Genomic DNA, 18,278 nt, shown 5'->3' with positions numbered 1-18,278 from the left:
TTCAGTCCGATTCGTAGTCGGTCGTCGTGTCGTCCTGCGACTGAGGCTGCGGCTGCTGCCCGTCCCCACCGCCCGACACGGACGCCGTACCGCTCGTCCGCGAGGTTCCGTGCTTTCCCATCTCGACCACTCGGCCGACGGCGTCGGTGTAGCGGGCGGTCTGGGTGGCCGCGTCCAGGGTGACGGACGCGTAGGGGGCGGGGGAGACAGGGAACCGATCGGTGACGAGAGACAGCGCCCAGGGGGCGCGGGCGGAAGCCGCGGGACTGAATACCCGCTCCTTGTCCATGGATTCCATGAGTTCCATGCCGACCACGCTAGGAACGCCTGAAGGCACCCCTCAACGAACATGTGCGAACTTGCACGTAGTCATCCGAGCGAGTCGATCGCTGAGGTGATCAGTGTGCGTGCGCGGGCGCCGTAGACCGCCGAGTCGGCGAGAGCGGCGAAGGTCCGTACGTACATGCCGACCTCGTGGGGCTGGGTGATGGTCAGGAAGGCGGAGACCAACTCGATGTTTACTTGGGAGTCGTCGAAAACCCAGAAGTCCTCGACCGGCCAGAGCGCTGTGCGGTCCGTGCTCAGCGGAATCACGCCCAGGCTGACGTTGGGCAGTGTGGCCAGCGACAGCAGGTGTCCGAGTTGCCCGGCCATGGTCTCGGGCCCGCCGATCACGTGCCGAAGCGTGCTCTCCTCCAGGACGACGGCGAATCGGCGTGCGCTCTCGTACAGCACGCGCTGTTTGTCCACGCGAACGCCGACGGCTGCCTCAAGGTCGTCAGGGAGCGCGCGGCGGTCACGGATCGACGTCAGAAGGGCCCTGATGTACGTGGGTGTCTGAAACGGTCCGGGTATGAGCCACGACGAGTACGCCCGGAAATGCCGAGTCCGCTCCCACAGAGGGATGACCGATTCCTGAGCGCGGCGCAGTCCCGAGCGCTCCATACGCCGCCACTCGACGTAGGAGCCGTCGATGTTGCGAGCTGTGGCGATCAGGTCGGCTGTCTGGTCGCTCGCGGCGCAGTGCAGCGTGTACGCGCGCAGATCGTCATCGGAGGGTGGCGTACGCCCGTTCTCGATGCGGCTGCACTTGCTCTCGTGCCAGCCCGCCCTGGAGGCAAGCTCCCGCGCGGTGAGACCCGAGTCATTACGGATCTCGCGCAGTCGCTTGCCCAGGGACTCCCGGGCCTGCTGGACGCTGGATGACGAAGGCATGATGTGTGGCGAGGCGGTCGCTGTCAGGCGGGCCGGTACTCCTCGTGGGGGACTGCTCGTTCCCACACGGCGGAGAAGGCGGAGGAGCACAGGCCGACGACGGTCTGGTCCGTCACTAGTTCCTCGCCCGTCATGGTCCCGTCCCCGGCGAAATGGTTGAACAGGACGACGCTGCCGTCGAAGAGCCAGAAGTCATTTCCCGGCAGCGCGAGGTCCGAAGTCTGCTTGCGGGGCAGCCAGCGGACGTCTTCGCCGGCCTTGACGTTGTGCCCGCTGGTCAGCTCGTACTCGTAGCGGGTGTAGGAGGACAGCGGCTCGGAGACGATGCGGGCGCGTTGCACGGCCACCCCCCGAGCCACCGCCGAGGAGACAAGCTCGATCCACCAGGGCCAGCGCTCCGCCGGGTCGAAGTGGTGGCCCTTCGACCACTCGCGATAATCCGCATCGAGGCCGTAGGCATCGCGCATCTCCAGGTGACGCGCGCTGTGCCGGGCTGAGCGGAAGAGCTCCTCAAACGTCGGCTGCGGCACCGCCGCTCACCTCCGGGAAGAACTGCATCATGCGCCTGGGGAACTCGATCACCGTTTCGTGCCCCGGGATGTCCAGCTGCGCCAGGCGCTCAGCGTCCGTGACTCGCCAGCCTTGTAGGATGTAGTTACCGGTTTCGTCGTCCAGGTACACGGTCGGAGAGCCGTTGTTGGGACTCTCGGGGTCCTTACCCAGGCGGTGCAGCGCCATGATGCCCTCCGGCGGCGTTGACGTGTGTCGAGATGACCAGGCTTGCTCGGTCGAAGCACGGTGTGCCAGCTACTTGCACGAACTTCTACAAGTCCGGGCTTTGGGCTGCGTTGTCCCGCTACATAGCGCCGATGAAGTGACGCCAGGCATCGGTGCCTACGGAGAGGACGGGGCCGACTGGGCGCTTTGAGTCGCGTATCAGCACGCCGTGTGTTACGTGCGCGCACTCCACGCATTCAGTGCCGCTGCCACCGCTGTATGAGGACTTGAACCAGTGCGGCGCCGGGTTGGCTGCGATCAAGACTCACTCCTTGCTGACCCGGTCGATGAGTTCGACCGAGGACTCGAGGTCGAGCGCCTGTGCGCTGAGGTAGTCGAAGGCCAACCTATATCGCTCCAGTTCCTCCGGCTTCTCCATGAACAACCCACCACCGAGGAGATCGACGTACACGACGTCCAGCTCACGGCTTTGGCCACGCAGTGTGACGAAGCTCCCGACTGCGGCCGCGTGCGCTCCGAGGGAGAACGGGAGGACTTGGACGGTGATGTGCGGACGCTCGGCGCAGGTCAGCAGGTGCACCAGTTGCTCGCGCATGACCTGACGGCCCCCAACCTGACGGCGGATCGCGGCTTCGTCGATGACACACCAGATGCGCGGGGGCTCATCGCGTTCCAACAGTTCTTGGCGCTTCATGCGGATGTCGACCATGTGCTGGACTTCGCGTTCGTCGCACTGAACCTCCGAAGCGCGATGGACCGCCTCTGCGTAGGCGCGTGTCTGGAGGAGTCCCGGCACGTACATGCACGCGTAGTGGTCCTCGCGTACGACCTCGTCCTCCAAGGTGAGCATGAGGTTCATGGAGTCGGGAATCGAGTCGGCGAGTGATCGCCACCACCCTTGGATCTTGGCCCCCTTGGCCAACTCCACCAGGGCCGACCGTTCTTCGTCCGTCGCGGAGTACTCACGGCATAGGGCGTCCACGGCGGGCCACTTGACTGTGCCCTCCTTCGTCTCGTAGCGGCTCAGCGTCGCCTTGGAGATTCCGACGCGGGATCCTGCCTCTTCGAGCGTCAAGCCCTTGCGTTCGCGGAGTCGCCGCAGGTCGGCGCCCAACTGGCGCCTACGAGTGGTGGGTCCGACTGCCATGTTCTCAGTCCTTCGCGTTGGTTCTGTAGATCGTGGCGCCGCGCTGGTGGCGGCGGCAACACGTGGTGCGCTGGGGGCGCGTGACGAGGACGCGTGCTCCCGACCGCGCCCAATGAGAGTTCCATTCTGAGAGTTTCAATGCAACTCTGAGTCGTGAGTTCATCACGGTGAGGCATTGGCGATGGGGGGCGGAGAGACATGAATGAGGCTCTATGGAGGCCGATGCGGCCGTGGAGGCTGCCGTTTGTGGCAGAGGCCGACCAGGTGTGGGCTCTTCGGCGTGCCCTGCGCGCCCGCCTGGAGTACTGGGGGCTGCACGAGTTGGCGGACGCGGTCGAGCTCTGCGCAAGCGAACTCGTCGCCAATGTGATCAAGCACGTCGGCTCGGGGACGCCGTCCACCCTCGTCACCTCACTCGGTGGATCCCATCTGCGCGTCGAGGTTCACGATCCCGATGCTCGTGCCCTTCCGACGCTCACGTGCGCGAGCCTCGACGCGGAGGCGGGCCGGGGGATGGCCCTGGTCGACGCCGTGAGTGACCGTTGGGGGGTGGAGCTTCCCGGTGATCGCAAGGTGACCTGGTGTGAGTTCCGCGTGCACGCGGCCCGAGCCGAAGAGCGGTGCATGCCGAGGACGCGGCTGGCGAGAGCCGCGGACGTGCTGAGCCTGTACGGCGGTTCAGAGCCGACGCGCGAGGCGGTTGATCAGGGTCGGTTGGCGGCGGCCACGGTGGAAGAGGCCGCGATCAACGCGATCACCGACTTGCTCTACTGGTTCCGTGCGCAAGGGTGGGACGTGGACGACACGCTCGACAAGGCGCAGTCGCACTTCGAGGCGGAGTGTGAAGTGCGACTGCACTGAGACGTTCCGGCCGAGGCCGAAGCTCAAGGGTCAACTCGCCTGGATCGCCGCCGAGTAGGACCATACGTCGGCCGGGATCGGGTGCTGGAGGTTCCAGGTGATCGCCATCGGCTTGCTGCCGGTGTGGTCCACGTAGGTTGCCGGTCCCAGGAGCATCCACGGCTGGGACTTGCCCGTGTCCGTGGTCGCGTAGCGGCGCATGAACAGCAGGACGTGCGTGCCACGAGCGACGTGCTCCTGGTAGCGCTTGCCGGTGGCTGATGCGGGAGAGATCGCGTTCTGGGACTCCCAATGGAAGAGGTTCGGGCTGATCGCGTAGTCCTTGTATCGGACGGTGGGTGAGAAGTCCTTCTCGTCCTTCTCCAGCGTGATCAGCAGCGCGTCTGTCTGGCACTCTTCCGCCCACTGCACGCCCTGGGCAAAGGATCTCGGCATCTGCCCACCGAACCGGGCGATGCCGAGGGCGGCCAGTACCTCCGACCGGTTGTAGGCGCTGTGGACCTTCAGCGGCAGGGTGCCGAGACCACCGGACAGCGGGAGCGGGACATGGTCGGCTCGGTCGATGACGTACGACAGCACCTGTCGGAGTTCGTCCCTCAGACCTCGCTGCGGACGTAGCGCCGCGAGGCCGTCCGCATAGCTGGTGAACCCGCCCGCGTTGTCCCACAGATTGAAGAACAACATGCGTGCGTACGCCTGGCCGGTCTCGTCGAGTTCGTCGTATGGCGGGGCGTCGTCCGCCAACAGGTTGAGGTATGCCCGCGCCCGCTCGGGATCGTCCACGTGCAGGAAGGCGTGGACCCGCTTGAGCAGCGCTTCCTCACCCGGCGGAGCCGGTTCGGCGGCCAGGCCGGCACGGCGCAGAACGAGGGTCCAGGAGTTGCTGTTCTTGTACAGCTCCTTGATCTCTCGGCGGCTCTCGCGGAGGTAGTCGGCGAGGAGCGGAGTGCTGTACTCCTTCACCTCCTTCACCAGCGTCTTCACCGTGGCGGCCAGCTGGGTCCTGATGTTGTCGAGGACCAGCTTCTTCGCCTTGCCCTCCAGAATGATCTGGCAGCCGGACGGCAACTGCGGAAAGCCTCGCTCGATGTGCTCGACCAACCGATTGCGAGACAGGTTGGTCATGGCTCGGAACTGCTCTTCGAAGCGGAACTCCGCCCGGTGCTGTCCGATGAAGTCGAGGACCGTGAGCACCGGCTTCGTGTCCGTGCGCCGCAGTCCCCGCCCCAGTTGCTGGAGGAAGACGGTGGCGCTGTTGGTGGGTCGCAGCAGAAGAAGCGTGTCCACGTCCGGGATGTCGAGCCCTTCGTTGAACAGGTCCACCGAGAAGATGACCTGGAGCTCACCGGCTTTGAGGTCGGACAGCGCTCGGGCGCGTACTTCGGCTGACGAGTCGCTGTCGAGCGCGGCTGCCCGGAACCCGGCCCTGCGGAAGTAGTCGGCCATGAAGTGGGCGTGCGCCTTCGTGACGCAGAAGCCGAGCGCGCGCATGCCACCGGGATCGGAGATTTTGTCCCGGATCTGCTTGACGACGATGCGGGCTCGGGCATCGTTGCCCGTCAAGAGGTTCCCGAGCTCTTGATCGGCGTACGACCCCTTCTGCCAGGTCAGATTCGTCAGGTCGGTACCGTCTGGGATGCCGAAGTAGTGGAAGGGAGAGAGTAGGTCGTTCTCCAGGGCCTCCCACAACCTCATGTCGGCGGCGATGCGGCCATCGAAGAACTCGTCCTGGACATTGAGCCCGTCCATGCGCTCGGGAGTGGCGGTGAGCCCCAGCAACTCCTTCGGCGTGAAGTGCTCGATCACCCGCCGGTACGTACTCGCCGTGGCGTGGTGGAACTCGTCGATGACGATGACGTCGAAGTGGTCCGGCGCCAGTTGCTCCAGTCTCTGGACGTTGAGCGATTGGACGCTGGCGAAGACGTGGTTCCACTCCTGTGGGTCGGCACCGCCGTGCAGCAACTCGCCGAACGAGGCGTCTACCAGCACTTCGCGGTAGGTACGCAAGGACTGCTTGAGGATTTCCTTGCGATGTGCCACGAACAGCAGCCTGGGCCGCCCGGAGGTCGCCCGCTGGCTCAGCTCGCGGTAGTCGAGGGCGGCCATCACCGTCTTCCCCGTCCCGGTGGCCGCGACCAGCAGGTTGCGGTGGCGCCCCCGGATCTCGCGCTCCGCGCTCAGCCGCTCCAGCATGTCCCGCTGGTGCGGGAAGGGGCGCACCTGGAGACCGGAAAGGTTGATCTTGAAGTCGGAGGTCGACCCCGTTCCACCCGCTTGCGCCAGTGCCGCGTCGAGGCGACCGCTGTCGGAGGCCGGGTCGTACGTCTCGAACGCCACGTCGTTCCAGTACGCGTCGAAGGTCGCTTCGAACTTGTCTATCACCGCCGGTGTGGCCACCGACGACAGGCGTACGTTCCACTCGAGGCCGTCGAGCAGCGCTGCACGGGAGAGATTCGAGCTGCCGACGTACGCCGTGTCGAATCCCGTCCGGCGCCGGAAGAGCCATGCCTTGGCGTGCAGCCGCGTCGACCGGGTCTCGTAATTCACCTTCACGGTGGCGCCGAATTCGCGCACGAGCCGGTCGAGCGCGCGGCGGTCCGTGGCGCCCAGGTAGGTCGTGGTGATGATCCGGATCGGGACGCCCCGCTCCTTCGCCGCGAGGAGTGAGTCCTCCAGCACACGGATGCCGTACCACTTCACGAATGCGCAGAGCAGATCGATTCGATCCGCCGTGGCCAACTCGGCCCGCAGTTCTGCGCCGAGGTTGAGGTCTTCAGGCGAGTTGGTGAGAAGAGACGTTTCGGAAAGGGGCGTGAGCGGGCGGATCGCATAGGCGCCGGGAGCTTCCTGCTCGGCCAGCGCCAGCAACTGGCGGGGTCCGTCGGCGATGGTGCTGACGGGCTCTGCACCGCTCTGCTCACCGACGTCGGCGGCCAGGGACTCAAGTACGCGATTCGCGAAGGGAACTCGATCCTCGGGCCTGAGTTGGCTGAGATGGCGAGCCACTATGTCGCCGACGTGGCGGGCCAGCACATGGGGTGACGATCCTGCACCGACCTCGGCGTCGATGGCTTTCCACCCTGCGGCCTCAAGACGCTCGAGTTCGCTGTGCACCCGGTCAGTGATCAGCTCCTCGTAGACCCCAGCGACCGGCTGTTTCCCGCTCCCCGACTGCTGCACTTAAGTCCCTTTCACCACACGTCGACGTGGGGGAAGTTGTAGCAGGAGCCACCGACATCATGCGGAGTGATCGACATCATTCAGCAGGGCTGCGCCCTCGGCATCGTCGTGAACGGCACGAGGTCGCGACGGCCCGGTTGATAACCTGCCGCAATGGACCAGGTGTTGGACGAGGGACCCTTCTTCCACGGTACGAAGGCCGATCTACGGGTCGGAGACCACCTCACCGCCGGCTTCCCTTCGAACTACCGGCCCGAGATCCTGATGAACCACGTCTACTTCACCGCGTTGCGGGACGGCGCCGGACTCGCCGCCGAGCTCGCGGCCGGTGACGGCGAGCCTCGGGTGTACGCCGTCGAGCCGACCGGGGAGTTCGAGAACGATCCGAACGTGACGGACAAGAAGTTCCCCGGCAATCCCACCCGCTCCTACCGGAGCACGGAGCCGCTCCGGATCGTCGGCGAAGTCACCGACTGGACGCGGCAGACGCCCGAAGCCCTCCAGATGTGGCGGGAGCGGCTGGCCGCGATGCGCCTGGAAGGGCGCGCCGAGATCATCAACTGACACGCGTCGGAGTTTTCCAGGGGTCCGGGGACCGGGGCCCGGAGGAAGACCACCGTCGCCCCGCCGCCTCTGAACGCGACCGCCGCGGCTGCGCGGGTGTGGCCGGGGTGAGCCGATCAGCCCCGTTCCCCGCTCGCCAGGAATCCCGTCAACCCGTCCAGCAGCATGGTGCTCCCCTGCTTGGCGCCGTCCCGTTCCTCCGCCGTGTCGCAGGTCTGGCGGAGGGTGATGACGGTGTTGCGGGGGCCCTGTTCCGTGAGTTCGACGGTCATCGTGGCAGGGTCCGGGCGGCCCGGGACGTCCATGCCGATGGTCAGGGCCGAGTGCTCGTCGACCTCGACGTAGGAGCCGGTCAGCGGGAACTCCGTGCCGTCCGGCGTACGCATCGTGGCCTTCCAGGTTCCGCCGGGGCGGACGTCCATCTCCACGGAGCCGGGGACGGCGTAGGCCCACCGGGCGTACTGGTCGGGGGTGGTCCAGGCCCGCCAGACCTGGGCCGCGGGGGCGTCCAGGGTGCGGGTCAGGGTGTAGGGGAAGCCGTCGCCGGCCGCGGCGGGCGTCTGGTCGGTGCTCATGTCGTCGTGTCTCCTCGGTGGGGCTCGGTGGTCCCCGGTGATCCACGAAGGGATCGGGTCGACTCCGCCGACGCGGCGCGTTCCGCGTCGGCTCTCGCACCTGTAGACGCCCGGCGGCGCCGGATCTCATCGGTTCCCGGCGGCGTCCTGCCCGTGGCACTCCCCGTACGTCCGCCCGGACCCGCACCAGCACGCCGCCCCGCGCTGCGGCGGCCACGCCACGGCGAGCCCGCGGGCCGCCAGCGTCGTCGCGTACTGCGGGAGCAGGGTCGGGTCGGCCGGGGACGCGCCCTCCGACGCCGCGAAGGCCTCGTAGGACGGGACGGTGCCCGGGACCACGCCCAGGTTCGGCGTGCCGGAGGAGGCCAGTTCGCGCAGGGCCGCCTCTATCGACGCCAGGTGGTCGTCGTAGGAGGGGTACTCGGAGGAGAGGGACGGGTACGCCTCGGTCAGTTCGGTCAGTTCACCGGCCGGCCAGTGGAGCATGGCCACCGGGAAGGGGCGGGACAGGGCCGCGCGGTAGGCGCCCAACTCGGCGCGCAGGCGGGAGATCTCCGCCTCCAGGTCCGCCGGGTTGTCCGAGCCCAGGGACCAGACGCGCTTGGGGTCGTGCAGCTCGTCCAGGGAGACCGGCATCGAGTGCAGCGTGTCGGCGAGGGTGTCCCACGCGTCGTGGGCCAGGCCCAGCATCCTGCGGACGCGGTGGCGGCCGTAGAGGAGGGGGTGCGTGGAGTACGGGGGTTCCGGCACGTCCGTCAGGAGCAGGCGGGCGCCCTCCGTGAAGGTCTCGTGCGCCGCCTCCAGCTCGTCGTGGGACTCCAGGGCCTCGGCCACGATCACCCACGGGGCCGGGTCCAGCGGCGACGCCGCACGCACCCCGTCGATGATCGCCCGGGCCTCCGCCTCGTGGTCGTACTCCCACAGGTTCGACGCCTTCAGGGCGCGGACCAGGGCCGGGTTGTCCAGCGGCACGGACGTCTCGGAGGACAGCAGGCGGTCGTAGAGAGTGGTCGCGGCCGGGCGGTCGCCGGACAGCTCCCGGTGGGCGGCGGCGCGCAGGAGCAGGGCCTCGGCGTCCTCGGGGTAGAGGCCGGCGGTCCGTTCCAGGCGGGCCGCCTCGGCGGCGTGGTCGACGTTTTCGGCGGGCGTGTCGGGGCGCATGGGGGACACCGTACTGCCGTGAGGTGACGAGGGTCAGCCACCCCCGGGGGAGCCGCCCGGCCGGAGGCGGGGGAGCGGTGCCTATGGGGGCCGGGGCGGCGTCGGTCCGCTCAGTGGCGGTGCTCCACCGCTGAGCGGGGCCCGCCGGGGCCCGGTCGCGGCGCGCGTGGCTACGGTCCAGTACGTGAACGGGGTATTGCAGAGTGGAACCGGGCCTTGGAGGATCGACCAGTCCTCCGACGGCTGTCGCGTCGCTGCCGCACCCAGCCGCGCATCGTCGGGCGGGCTGCCCGCGATCGAGGAGTTGGGGATCATGAAGCTGTTGCGAGTCGGTACGGCGGGGTCCGAGCGGCCCGCGCTGCTCGACGCCGACGGGACCCTGCGAGACCTGTCGGGCGTCGTGGCGGACATCGACGGCGAGCTGCTCGCCGACGAGGGCGCGCTCGACCGGATACGGTCCGCCGCCGCGGCCGGTGAGCTGCCCGCCCTGGACGGCACCGGGCTGCGCGTCGGACCGCCGGTGGGACACATCGGCAAGATCGTGTGCATCGGGCTGAACTACCACGACCACGCCCGTGAGACCGGGGCCGAGCCGCCCGCCGAGCCGGTCGTCTTCTTCAAGGCGCCGGACACGGTGGTCGGGCCGCACGACACGGTGCTCGTGCCGCGCGGGTCCGCCAAGACCGACTGGGAGGTGGAGCTGGCGGTGGTCGTCGGACGCACCGCCCGCTACCTGGAGTCGGCCGAGGAAGGGCTCGCGTGTGTCGCCGGGTACGCCGTCGCGCACGACGTGTCCGAGCGGGAGTTCCAGATCGAGCGCGGCGGGACCTGGGACAAGGGCAAGAACTGCGAGACGTTCAACCCGCTGGGCCCGTGGCTGGTGACCGCCGACGAGGTGCCCGACCCGCAGCGGCTGTCGCTGCGGCTGTGGGTGAACGGAGAGTTGAAGCAGGACGGGACGACGGCGGAGCAGATCTTCCCCGTCGGGGAGGTCGTGCGGTACGTCAGCCAGTTCATGGTGCTGCGTCCCGGCGACGTCATCAACACCGGGACGCCTGCGGGCGTGGCGATGGGGCAGCCCGAGCCGAAGCCGTACCTGCGGGCCGGGGACGTGGTCGAGCTGGAGGTCGAGGGACTCGGGCGGCAGCGGCAGGAGTTGAAGAACGCGTAGGCGCTCCACCGGGGGACGGGGCGCCTTGCCGGGGGACGGGACGGGACGGGCGGGGGCGCGCCGGGGAGCGCGCTTCGTGGTCGGGCGCGGGTCGGCCGGGGATCGGGGGCGGGTCGGCCGCGGCCGGTCGCGCCCACGCGGCGGAGCCGCCCGCGTCCCGGCCCCGCGCCCCCGCTGGGCCGGGTCCGTCGTCTCACGCTCTCACGCGAGGAGTGAAGCGAGCCTGCGCCAGCCCTCCCTCGGCAGGCGGGACATGTCGTCCTCTACCAGCTGGAGGGCGACGTGGTCGGCGCCCGCGTCGTGGAACGCGTCGATGCGGGCGCGGATCGTGGCCTCGTCGCCCCAGGCGAAGACGGCGTCGACGAGGTGGTCGCTGCCGCCGCCGCTGACGTCGTCCTCGGTGAATCCCAGGTTGAGGAAGTTCTTCGTGTAGTTCGGGAGCTTCAGGTACATGGCCAGATAGGCGCGGGCCGTCGCACGGGCGCGGTCGGGGTCCGCGTCGAGGACGACCTTCAGCTCCGGGGCCAGCAGCGGGCCCTCGCCGAGCCGTTCGCGGGCCTGCGCGGTGTGCTCGGGGGTGACCAGGTACGGGATGGCACCCGCCGCCCGGTCCCGGGACAGCTCCAGCATCTTGGGGCCGAGCGCGGCCAGCACCCGGTGGCCGGAGCGCATCCCGGCCCGGTCCAGCTCGTCCAGGTAGCCGACCATCGTCGAGTACGGGCGGCGGTACCCCCGCGCGATCGGTCCGTGGCTCACACCGAGGCCGAGCACGAAGCGGCCCGGGTGGGACACCTCCAGCTCGGCGAAGCTCGCCGCCGCCTCGGACGCCTCGTGCTCCCAGATGCTCTGGATGCTGGTGCCGACCACGATCCGCCCGGTCGCCCCGATCAGCGGCGCGGCATCCCGGGCGGCGGTGTTGCCGCCGAGCCACAGGGCGCCGTAGCCGAGCTGCTCCACCTCCGCCGCGGCCTCGGCGCGTTCCGCCGCGCCCTCCGGGTCCTCGGAGCGCAACTGGCCGCTCCAGACGCCGTACCGTCCGATCGATTCCTTCAGGGAAGCCGTCGCCTCGTTCATCTCCTGCGATCCCTCCGGTGGGCACCGTGATCAACCTGAACGTCTGCCTGACAACCACACGTACCCACCGCCCATTCCCCCACCACGCAGCGGGGGCCGGTCGGGCTATTCGCCCAGGAACCGCTCCAGCGCCTCGACGACCAGCCGGTGGTCCTCCACCTGGGGCAGCCCGGAGACCGTCACGGCCCCGACGACACCGACGCCGGCGACGGTGACCGGGAAGGAGCCGCCGTGCGCCGCGTACGTGTCGGGGTCGAGCCGCGAGGACTCCTCGAAGGTCGTGCCCTTGGCCCGGAACCGCGAGCCGACCAGGTACGACGCCGAGCCGTACCGCTCCACCACGCGGCGCTTGCGGGCGATCCAGGCGTCGTTGTCCGGGGTCGAGCCGGGCAGCGCGGCGTGGAAGAGCTGCTGTCCGGCGCGGTGGATGTCGACGGCGACCGGGGCTTCGCGCTCCCGGGCCAGCTCGACGAGCAGGGAGCCCAGCGCCCACGCGTCGTCGTGGGTGAACCGGCGGAAGACCAGGCGGCGCTCCTGCTCCTCCAGCTCCGCCACGGTGGGGACGGGTGCCTCGGAGTTCGGTGCGGTGCTCACAGGGACACCACCGCACCGTCGCGGGCGGAGCGGCGGGCCGCCTCCAGCACGTCCAGGGCGGCGGCCGCCTCCAGCGCGGTCACCGGGTTCGGGCCGCCCTCGCGCAGGGCCTTGGCCACGGCCGCGTAGTACGCGGGGTAGTCGCCCGCGACGGTCGCCGTCACCTGTCCGCCACCGGTCGGCGGGGACTCGCCGGAGCCGACGCGGCCCCACAGCGACTCGGCCTCCTCGCCCCAGCCGGGGCCCGGCCGCTTGCCCTCGCGCAGCGCCGCCTCCTGCGGGTCGAGGCCGTGCTTGACGTAGCCCGCCTTCGAGCCGAGCACCCGGAAACGGGGGCCGAGCTGGGCGGCGGTGGAGGAGACGTAGAGATGGGAGCGGACGCCGTTCGCGTGCGTGAGCGCGAGGAACGTGTCGTCGTCCGCCTCCGCGCCCGCCCGCCGGACCACGGACTCGGCGTACACCTGCGTGACCGGGCCGAAGAGGACGAGGGCCTGGTCGACGACGTGGCTGCCGAGGTCGTACAGCAGCCCTCCGATCTCGGCGGGGTCGCCGGACTCGCGCCAGCCGCCCTTGGGCTTGGGCCGCCAGCGCTCGAAGCGGGACTCGAAGCGCCACACCTCGCCCAGCGCGTCCTCGGCGAGCAGTTCGCGGAGGGTGAGGAAGTCGTTGTCCCAGCGGCGGTTCTGGAAGACGGAGAGCAGCAGACCGCGCTCCTCGGCCAGCGCCGCCAGCGCACGCGCCTCGGCGCCCGTGCCCGCCACCGGCTTGTCCACGACGACCGGCAGACCGGCCTCCAGGGCTCGCGTCGCCAGCGGTACGTGCGTCTTGTTCGGGGACGCGACGACGACCAGGTCCAGCTCGCCGGCCCGGTCGAAGAGCTCGTCGGGCGTGGCGGCGAGGCGCACCTCGGGGAACTCGGCGCGGGCCTGCTGCTGCCGCTCCGGGTTCGAGGTGACGACCGTGTCCAGGGCGAGGCCCTCGGTGGCGGCGATCAGCGGGGCGTGGAAGACGGAACCCGCGAGGCCGTAGCCGACGAGGCCGACGCGCAGAGGGAGATTGCCGGGAGGAGTACCAGTCATGCGCCCTACTTTCGCAACGGTGTTGCCAAAGTGCAAGCGCCGGGGACAATGGGGGTGTGAACAGGAGCAACGGCGGAGGTTCGAGAATCGGCGCGGGTACGGGTACGGGTACGGGTACGGGTACAGGCACGGGCACTGCTGCTGCTGCCGCCGCCGCTGCCGCCGGCACTGGTGCGGCTGCGGGCGGCGGGGCGAACCTGCTCGCCCCGCGCGGCCACAACACCGCCCTGGTGCTCGACCTGCTGCGCACCGCCGGGGCCGAGGGCATCAGCCGGCTGGAACTCGCCGAGCGCACGGGGCTGACCCCGCAGGCCGTCAGTAAGATCACCGCCCGGCTCCGGGGCGAGGGCCTGGCCACCGAGGCCGGACGCCGCGCGTCCACCGGCGGCAAGCCGCGCACGGTCCTGCGCCTGGTCCCCGGGGCCGGCCACGCCCTCGGCGTCCACCTGGACCGGGACGAGCTGCGCGCGGTGCTGGTCGACCTCGACGGCACCGTGGTGGCGGAGCGCCGAGCCCCGCTGGACCTGGGCGCGGGGGCGGAGACCGTACTGGAGGAGGTGGCCCGGGCGGCGGAGGAACTCGCGGCGGAGGGGCTGGGCGCGGGCGCCGACGCCGGTCCCCTCGCGTCGGAGGGCGCGGGCCCGTGTGCCGCGGGTGGCGGACGGGCGGAGGCCGCGGACACTCCCGGAACGTCCGGCGGGGGCGGCTCGGGGGCTTCTGGAACGTCCGGCGGGGGCGGCTCGGGGGCTTCCGGTCCGGAGGGGCTGGAGCCGCCGGCCCCCGGGGAGCGCGTCCCGGAGGGGCTGGGGACCTCGCTCGCGGAGGATGCCCGGCCGCCGGGCGGTGCCCTCGCCGCCGCTCCCACTCTCCTCGGGCTCGGCGTCGCCCTCCCCGGGCCCTTGGACCACGTCCGTGGTGTGCTGCACCGGGTCACCGGCTTCCCGGAGTGGGACGGCTATCCGCTGCGGGACGCACTGGAGCGGCGGCTGGGCGTGCCGGTCGTCGTCGACAAGGACACCAACGCGGCGGCGCTCGGCCTGGCGGTGGGCGGCGCGGGGGGCGGGGCGGGGGAGGACGGCGCCGGGGACGGCTCCTTCGCGTACCTGCACCTCGGCACCGGTCTCGGCGCCGGTCTCGTCTTCGGCGGCGCCGTGCACCGGGGTGCCCGGACCGGTGCCGGGGAGTTCGGGCACCAGGTCGTCCAGCTCGACGGACCGCCCTGCACCTGCGGCGCCCGGGGCTGCGTGGAGGCCCTGTGCCTCGCCGCCGTCGCCCGCGGAGACCTCGCGGAGGCGGCCAGGGTGCTCGGCACGGGCGCCGCGAACCTCGCCGGACTGCTGGACATCGACCTGGTGCTGCTGGGCGGCCGTACCGTCGCCGCCGCGCCCGGAGCCTTCGTCCAGGGCGTCGCCTCGGTCCTCGACGCCCGCGCCCGGCGCGAGGGCGGTCACGACGGCGCCGTACCCGTACGGCTCGCGCCGGGCGGGACGCGCGGGGTCGCAAAGGGCGCGGCCCAACTGCTGCTGGCCCCGCTGTTCGGGCGGGGGGAGGGCGGCCGAGGGGAGAACGGACCGCTCCCTCAGACGAGGTCCACCAGGTCCGCGATGGAGTCCACGACCTTGGTCGGCCGGTACGGATAGCGGTCGATGTCGTTGAGCGTGGTCAGCCCCGTGAGGACGAGGAAGGTCTCCATCCCGGCCTCGAGACCGGCCAGGACGTCGGTGTCCATCCGGTCGCCGATCATGGCGCTGCTCTCGGAGTGCGCGCCGATGACGTTGAGGCCGGTCCGCATCATCAGGGGGTTCGGCTTGCCGACGAAGTACGGCTCCTTCCCCGTGGCCTTCGTGATCAGCGCGGCCACGGAACCCGTCGCCGGCAGGGCGCCCTCGGGGGAGGGCCCGGTGTTGTCCGGGTTGGTGGCGATGAAGCGGGCGCCGTTGTTGATCAGACGGATGGCCTTCGTCAGCGCCTCGAACGAGTAGGTCCGGGTCTCGCCCAGGATCACGAAGTCGGGGTCGGTGTCCGTCATCACGTAGCCCGCGTCGTGCAGCGCCGTCGTCAGACCGGCCTCACCGATGACGTAGGCGGTGCCGCCGGGATGCTGGTTGTCCAGGAAGGAGGCGGTGGCCAGCGCGGAGGTCCAGATGTTCTCGACCGGCACGTCGAGGCCGATCCGGCTCAGGCGGGCGTGCAGGTCCCGGGCCGTGTAGATCGAGTTGTTGGTGAGGACCAGGAACGGCCGCCCGGAGTCGCGCAGCTTCTTGATGAAGGCGTCCGCACCGGGAACGGGGACGCCCTCGTGCATCAGCACCCCGTCCATGTCGGTGAGCCACGATTCGATGGGCTTGCGCTCTGTCATGGGGGCGGACTCCTGCCGTGCGTGGACCATGGGAGGCCCATGCTATGCAGTCATACGTTCGCATGGATCACCCCCGCTGAGGCCGAAACCTCCGCCATCCAGCCATGACCCGATCGGAGTAGCCCCGCCCCCGCGCAGGATGCGGTGCCGGGGCTCACGGGGCAGCCTCCAGGTAACTGGAGGTACACGATGGGCTCACTGAAAGTCACACTCTGTGCCGGGGCCGCGCTGGCCACCGCGCTGTGCGCGCCGGCGGCCCTCGCCCACGCGGCGGACGGCGGGGGTGTCTCCGTGACGCCGTCCTCGCCCGCCCCCGGCACCGACGTCACGCTCCGCGTGCCCGGCTGCACCGAGAAGACGGCCGTCGCCGTGTCCGCGGCGTTCGAGTCGGACGTACGGCTCGGCCTGGCCGCGGGCGACGGCGTCCTCGTCGGCTCCAGCCGGGTCCGCACCAGCGTGCGGGCGGGCGCGTACGCCGTACAGGTCACGTGCGGCGACCAGGCCCGCAGGGGCACGATCACCGTCGAGGGGGACCGGCGCCCAGACACCCGGCCGTCCGCGCCCGCCTCGCCCGTCGCCCCGGTCCACGCGGGCGGCGGCGGCACCGCGCGGCTGGCCGCCGACGGCGCGGAGCAGGCCCGCTCCGAGGCCCCCGGCACGGCGCACACCGTGACCGGCCTGGTGCTCGCGGGCATCGCCGCCGTCGCCGTGGCGCTGCGCGGCGTCCGCAGCCGGAGCCGCGGGACCGACTGACCATGTCCGAACAGGACACGCGCGAGACCGCCCCGGCCGCCGCCCCCCAAGGCCGCCTGGTGACCGGCATCGCCTGGGCGGTGCTGCTCCTCGGGCTGTGGCTGTGGGGCCGCGAGGCCACCGACGTGCGCGAGGGCATATCCCGGCCGGCCACCGGCGACATGGCGGCGGCCGGCCGGCCCCCCGACGTCCCCCTGCCCCCGGCCCACGCACCGCTCGGCGACGCCCGGCCGCAGCGGCTCGACGTCCCCGAACTCGGCATCGACGCCCCCGTCGTGGCCCGCGGCCTCGACGGCGAGGGCGCCATCGAGCCGCCGCCCTTCGACCAGCCCGGCACCGTCGGCTGGTACGCGGCGGGCGTCACCCCCGGAGCGGCCGGGACCGCGCTGATGGTCGGCCACGTCGACACCGAGACCCGGCCCGCCGTCTTCTACGAGCTGAGCACCCTGGAACCCGGCGAGACGATCCGGGTGGTCCGCGAGGACGCCGCGGTCGCCGAGTTCACCGTCGACGACGTCCAGGTCCTCACCCGCGACGGCTTCGACGCCCAGCAGGCCTACGGGCCGCGCGCCACGGGACGCTCCGAACTCCGCCTCATCACCTGCGGCGGCACCTTCGACCAGGCCACCCACAGCTACACGGCCAACGTCGTCGTCTCCGCCTACCTGACCGCGACCGCCTCCTAGCACAGCATCCGGACCCCGGTCCGGGAACCGCGTGGGCGCAGGAGGCGTATGTCAGGATTGAGCCTCGGAACAGTGCACCCAGGGGGGTTGGATGTACGGCAGCAGGCCGGCCGGAAGCATGTCCAGGAGGCGGGCCGCGTCGGCGGCGGCACTCGCGGCGGCGGCGCTGCTGCTCGCGGGCTGCTCCTCGGCCGGCGACGGGGACGACAAGGGCGCGGGCGCGGGGATCACGCAGCAGCCCAAGGAGGCCGACCCGTACTGGGTCAACCCGGACGGCACCGCGGCCCGGCAGGTCGCGGCCCTCACCGAGGAAGGCAAGAAGGACCAGGCCGAGCGGATCCGCAGGATCGCCCAGCAGCCGACCGGCGAGTGGATCAGCCCGGAGAACCCCGAGGAGCAGACCCGCGGCTTCACCGAGGCCGCCGACGAGGCCGGCCGCACCGCGCTGCTCGTCCTCTACAACATCCCGCACCGCGACTGCGGCCAGTACTCGGGCGGCGGCGCCGCAGACGGCGACGCGTACCGCTCCTTCGTCGACGGCGTGGCCAAGGGCATCGGCGACCGTGCCGCCACCGTCGTGCTGGAACCGGACGCGGTGCTCCACCTCGTCGACGGCTGCACCCCGCAGGAGTTCCACGAGGAGCGCTACGACCTGCTCAAGGGGGCGATCGCCAAGCTCGGCGCCCTGAAGAACACCAAGGTGTACCTGGACGCGGGCAACGCCGGCTGGGGCCACCCCGACCAGATCTTCGACCCCCTGAAGCGGGCCGGCGTCGACCAGGCCGACGGCTTCTCGGTCAACGTGTCGAACTTCTACACCACCGAGGACTCCATCGCCTACGGCAAGCAGCTCTCCGCCAAGGTGGGCGGCAAGCACTTCGTCGTCGACACCAGCCGCAACGGCAACGGCCCCTACACCGAGGGCTCCCCCGACGAACGCTGGTGCAACCCCCCGGGCCGCGCCCTCGGTGAGACCCCGACGGCGAAGACGGCCGACCCCCTGGTCGACGCCTACCTGTGGGTCAAGCGCCCCGGGGAGTCCGACGGCGAGTGCAAGGGCGGCCCGAAGGCGGGCGAATGGTACCCCGAGTACGCCTTGGAACTGGCGCGGGAGTAGACGC

20 protein-coding genes are annotated in these 18,278 nt (G+C 70.7%); 7 read left to right on the top strand and 13 right to left on the bottom strand.

What is annotated here, in order from left to right:
* Window position 1: 1 nt before the first annotated feature.
* The 6 genes from IE94_RS0107535 to IE94_RS0107515 form a co-directional block, all read right to left on the bottom strand.
* Window positions 2-307, bottom strand: coding sequence for a putative ATP-grasp-modified RiPP (locus IE94_RS0107535; protein ID WP_245235195.1), 306 nt, complete (start codon window positions 305-307; stop codon window positions 2-4).
* A gap of 62 nt (window positions 308-369) precedes the next feature.
* On the bottom strand, window positions 370-1,215 hold the full coding sequence (locus tag IE94_RS0107530) for a helix-turn-helix domain-containing protein (RefSeq protein WP_030180057.1): 846 nt from the start codon (window positions 1,213-1,215) through the stop codon (window positions 370-372).
* A 23-nt stretch (window positions 1,216-1,238) separates the two neighbouring features.
* Window positions 1,239-1,682, bottom strand: coding sequence for a DUF6879 family protein (locus IE94_RS0107525; protein ID WP_106977769.1), 444 nt, complete (start codon window positions 1,680-1,682; stop codon window positions 1,239-1,241).
* A 43-nt stretch (window positions 1,683-1,725) separates the two neighbouring features.
* Window positions 1,726-1,953, bottom strand: coding sequence for a hypothetical protein (locus IE94_RS0107520; protein WP_030180050.1), 228 nt, complete (start codon window positions 1,951-1,953; stop codon window positions 1,726-1,728).
* A gap of 118 nt (window positions 1,954-2,071) precedes the next feature.
* The gene (locus IE94_RS37755) at window positions 2,072-2,254 is read right to left on the bottom strand and encodes a DUF397 domain-containing protein (RefSeq protein ID WP_078606420.1); all 183 of its coding nucleotides are present in this window, start codon (window positions 2,252-2,254) and stop codon (window positions 2,072-2,074) included.
* A 3-nt stretch (window positions 2,255-2,257) separates the two neighbouring features.
* Window positions 2,258-3,100, bottom strand: coding sequence for a helix-turn-helix domain-containing protein (locus IE94_RS0107515; protein WP_030180048.1), 843 nt, complete (start codon window positions 3,098-3,100; stop codon window positions 2,258-2,260).
* A 246-nt stretch (window positions 3,101-3,346) separates the two neighbouring features.
* Between IE94_RS0107515 and IE94_RS0107510 the strand changes: the two genes are divergently transcribed.
* Window positions 3,347-3,961 (top strand): ATP-binding protein, encoded by a 615-nt coding sequence (locus IE94_RS0107510; RefSeq protein WP_245235194.1) that lies wholly within the window; start codon window positions 3,347-3,349, stop codon window positions 3,959-3,961.
* Window positions 3,962-3,991: 30 nt separating this feature from the next.
* Here the strand turns inward: IE94_RS0107510 and IE94_RS0107505 are convergent, their stop codons facing one another.
* Window positions 3,992-7,141: a DEAD/DEAH box helicase gene (locus tag IE94_RS0107505; protein ID WP_030180043.1), complete on the bottom strand. Its 3,150-nt coding sequence runs from the start codon at window positions 7,139-7,141 to the stop codon at window positions 3,992-3,994.
* Window positions 7,142-7,294: 153 nt separating this feature from the next.
* On the opposite strand from IE94_RS0107505, the gene arr reads away from it, so the two are divergent.
* A complete protein-coding gene (arr, locus tag IE94_RS0107500; RefSeq protein WP_030180040.1) occupies window positions 7,295-7,705 on the top strand; it encodes an NAD(+)--rifampin ADP-ribosyltransferase in 411 nt (136 codons plus the stop codon).
* A gap of 116 nt (window positions 7,706-7,821) precedes the next feature.
* On the opposite strand, the gene IE94_RS0107495 is transcribed toward arr, so the two are convergent.
* Window positions 7,822-8,280 (bottom strand): SRPBCC family protein, encoded by a 459-nt coding sequence (locus IE94_RS0107495; RefSeq protein ID WP_030180038.1) that lies wholly within the window; start codon window positions 8,278-8,280, stop codon window positions 7,822-7,824.
* A gap of 126 nt (window positions 8,281-8,406) precedes the next feature.
* Entirely contained in the window at window positions 8,407-9,441 is a 1,035-nt protein-coding gene (locus tag IE94_RS0107490) for an SEC-C domain-containing protein (protein ID WP_030180035.1), read from the bottom strand.
* A gap of 313 nt (window positions 9,442-9,754) precedes the next feature.
* On the opposite strand from IE94_RS0107490, the gene IE94_RS0107485 reads away from it, so the two are divergent.
* Window positions 9,755-10,612: a fumarylacetoacetate hydrolase family protein gene (locus IE94_RS0107485; protein WP_030180033.1), complete on the top strand. Its 858-nt coding sequence runs from the start codon at window positions 9,755-9,757 to the stop codon at window positions 10,610-10,612.
* Window positions 10,613-10,813: 201 nt separating this feature from the next.
* Here IE94_RS0107485 and IE94_RS0107480 read toward each other — a convergent pair whose 3' ends face one another.
* From IE94_RS0107480 to IE94_RS0107470, 3 genes are all read right to left on the bottom strand, one after another.
* Window positions 10,814-11,686, bottom strand: coding sequence for an LLM class F420-dependent oxidoreductase (locus IE94_RS0107480; protein ID WP_030180031.1), 873 nt, complete (start codon window positions 11,684-11,686; stop codon window positions 10,814-10,816).
* A 105-nt stretch (window positions 11,687-11,791) separates the two neighbouring features.
* Complete coding sequence (locus tag IE94_RS0107475) at window positions 11,792-12,280, bottom strand: heme-degrading domain-containing protein (RefSeq protein ID WP_030180029.1); 489 nt, start codon at window positions 12,278-12,280, stop codon at window positions 11,792-11,794.
* Window positions 12,277-13,359, bottom strand: coding sequence for a Gfo/Idh/MocA family oxidoreductase (locus IE94_RS0107470; RefSeq protein WP_030180027.1), 1,083 nt, complete (start codon window positions 13,357-13,359; stop codon window positions 12,277-12,279). The genes IE94_RS0107475 and IE94_RS0107470 overlap by 4 nt, the downstream gene beginning before the upstream one ends.
* A 197-nt stretch (window positions 13,360-13,556) precedes the next feature.
* Between IE94_RS0107470 and IE94_RS37745 the strand changes: the two genes are divergently transcribed.
* Window positions 13,557-14,999 carry an ROK family transcriptional regulator gene (locus IE94_RS37745; protein ID WP_425337956.1) on the top strand — a complete coding sequence of 481 codons (1,443 nt, stop codon included), beginning with the start codon at window positions 13,557-13,559 and terminating at the stop codon, window positions 14,997-14,999.
* Here the strand turns inward: IE94_RS37745 and IE94_RS0107460 are convergent.
* Window positions 14,939-15,718, bottom strand: coding sequence for an HAD-IIA family hydrolase (locus IE94_RS0107460; protein WP_030180021.1), 780 nt, complete (start codon window positions 15,716-15,718; stop codon window positions 14,939-14,941). The genes IE94_RS37745 and IE94_RS0107460 overlap by 61 nt on opposite strands.
* Before the next feature lie 189 nt (window positions 15,719-15,907).
* On the opposite strand from IE94_RS0107460, the gene IE94_RS0107455 reads away from it, so the two are divergent.
* From IE94_RS0107455 to IE94_RS0107445, 3 genes are all read left to right on the top strand, one after another.
* A complete protein-coding gene (locus IE94_RS0107455) occupies window positions 15,908-16,471 on the top strand; it encodes a hypothetical protein (protein WP_030180019.1) in 564 nt (187 codons plus the stop codon).
* A 2-nt stretch (window positions 16,472-16,473) separates the two neighbouring features.
* Window positions 16,474-17,157: a class F sortase gene (locus IE94_RS0107450; RefSeq protein ID WP_030180018.1), complete on the top strand. Its 684-nt coding sequence runs from the start codon at window positions 16,474-16,476 to the stop codon at window positions 17,155-17,157.
* A 91-nt stretch (window positions 17,158-17,248) separates the two neighbouring features.
* A complete protein-coding gene (locus IE94_RS0107445) occupies window positions 17,249-18,274 on the top strand; it encodes a glycoside hydrolase family 6 protein (protein WP_030180016.1) in 1,026 nt (341 codons plus the stop codon).
* Window positions 18,275-18,278: the final 4 nt, after the last annotated feature.

Source organism: Streptomyces violaceorubidus, from assembly GCF_000717995.1.
GTDB lineage: Bacteria > Actinomycetota > Actinomycetes > Streptomycetales > Streptomycetaceae > Streptomyces > Streptomyces violaceorubidus.
The sequence above is the reverse complement of the archived record's forward strand: the minus strand, read 5'-3'. Positions and strand labels throughout refer to the sequence as shown.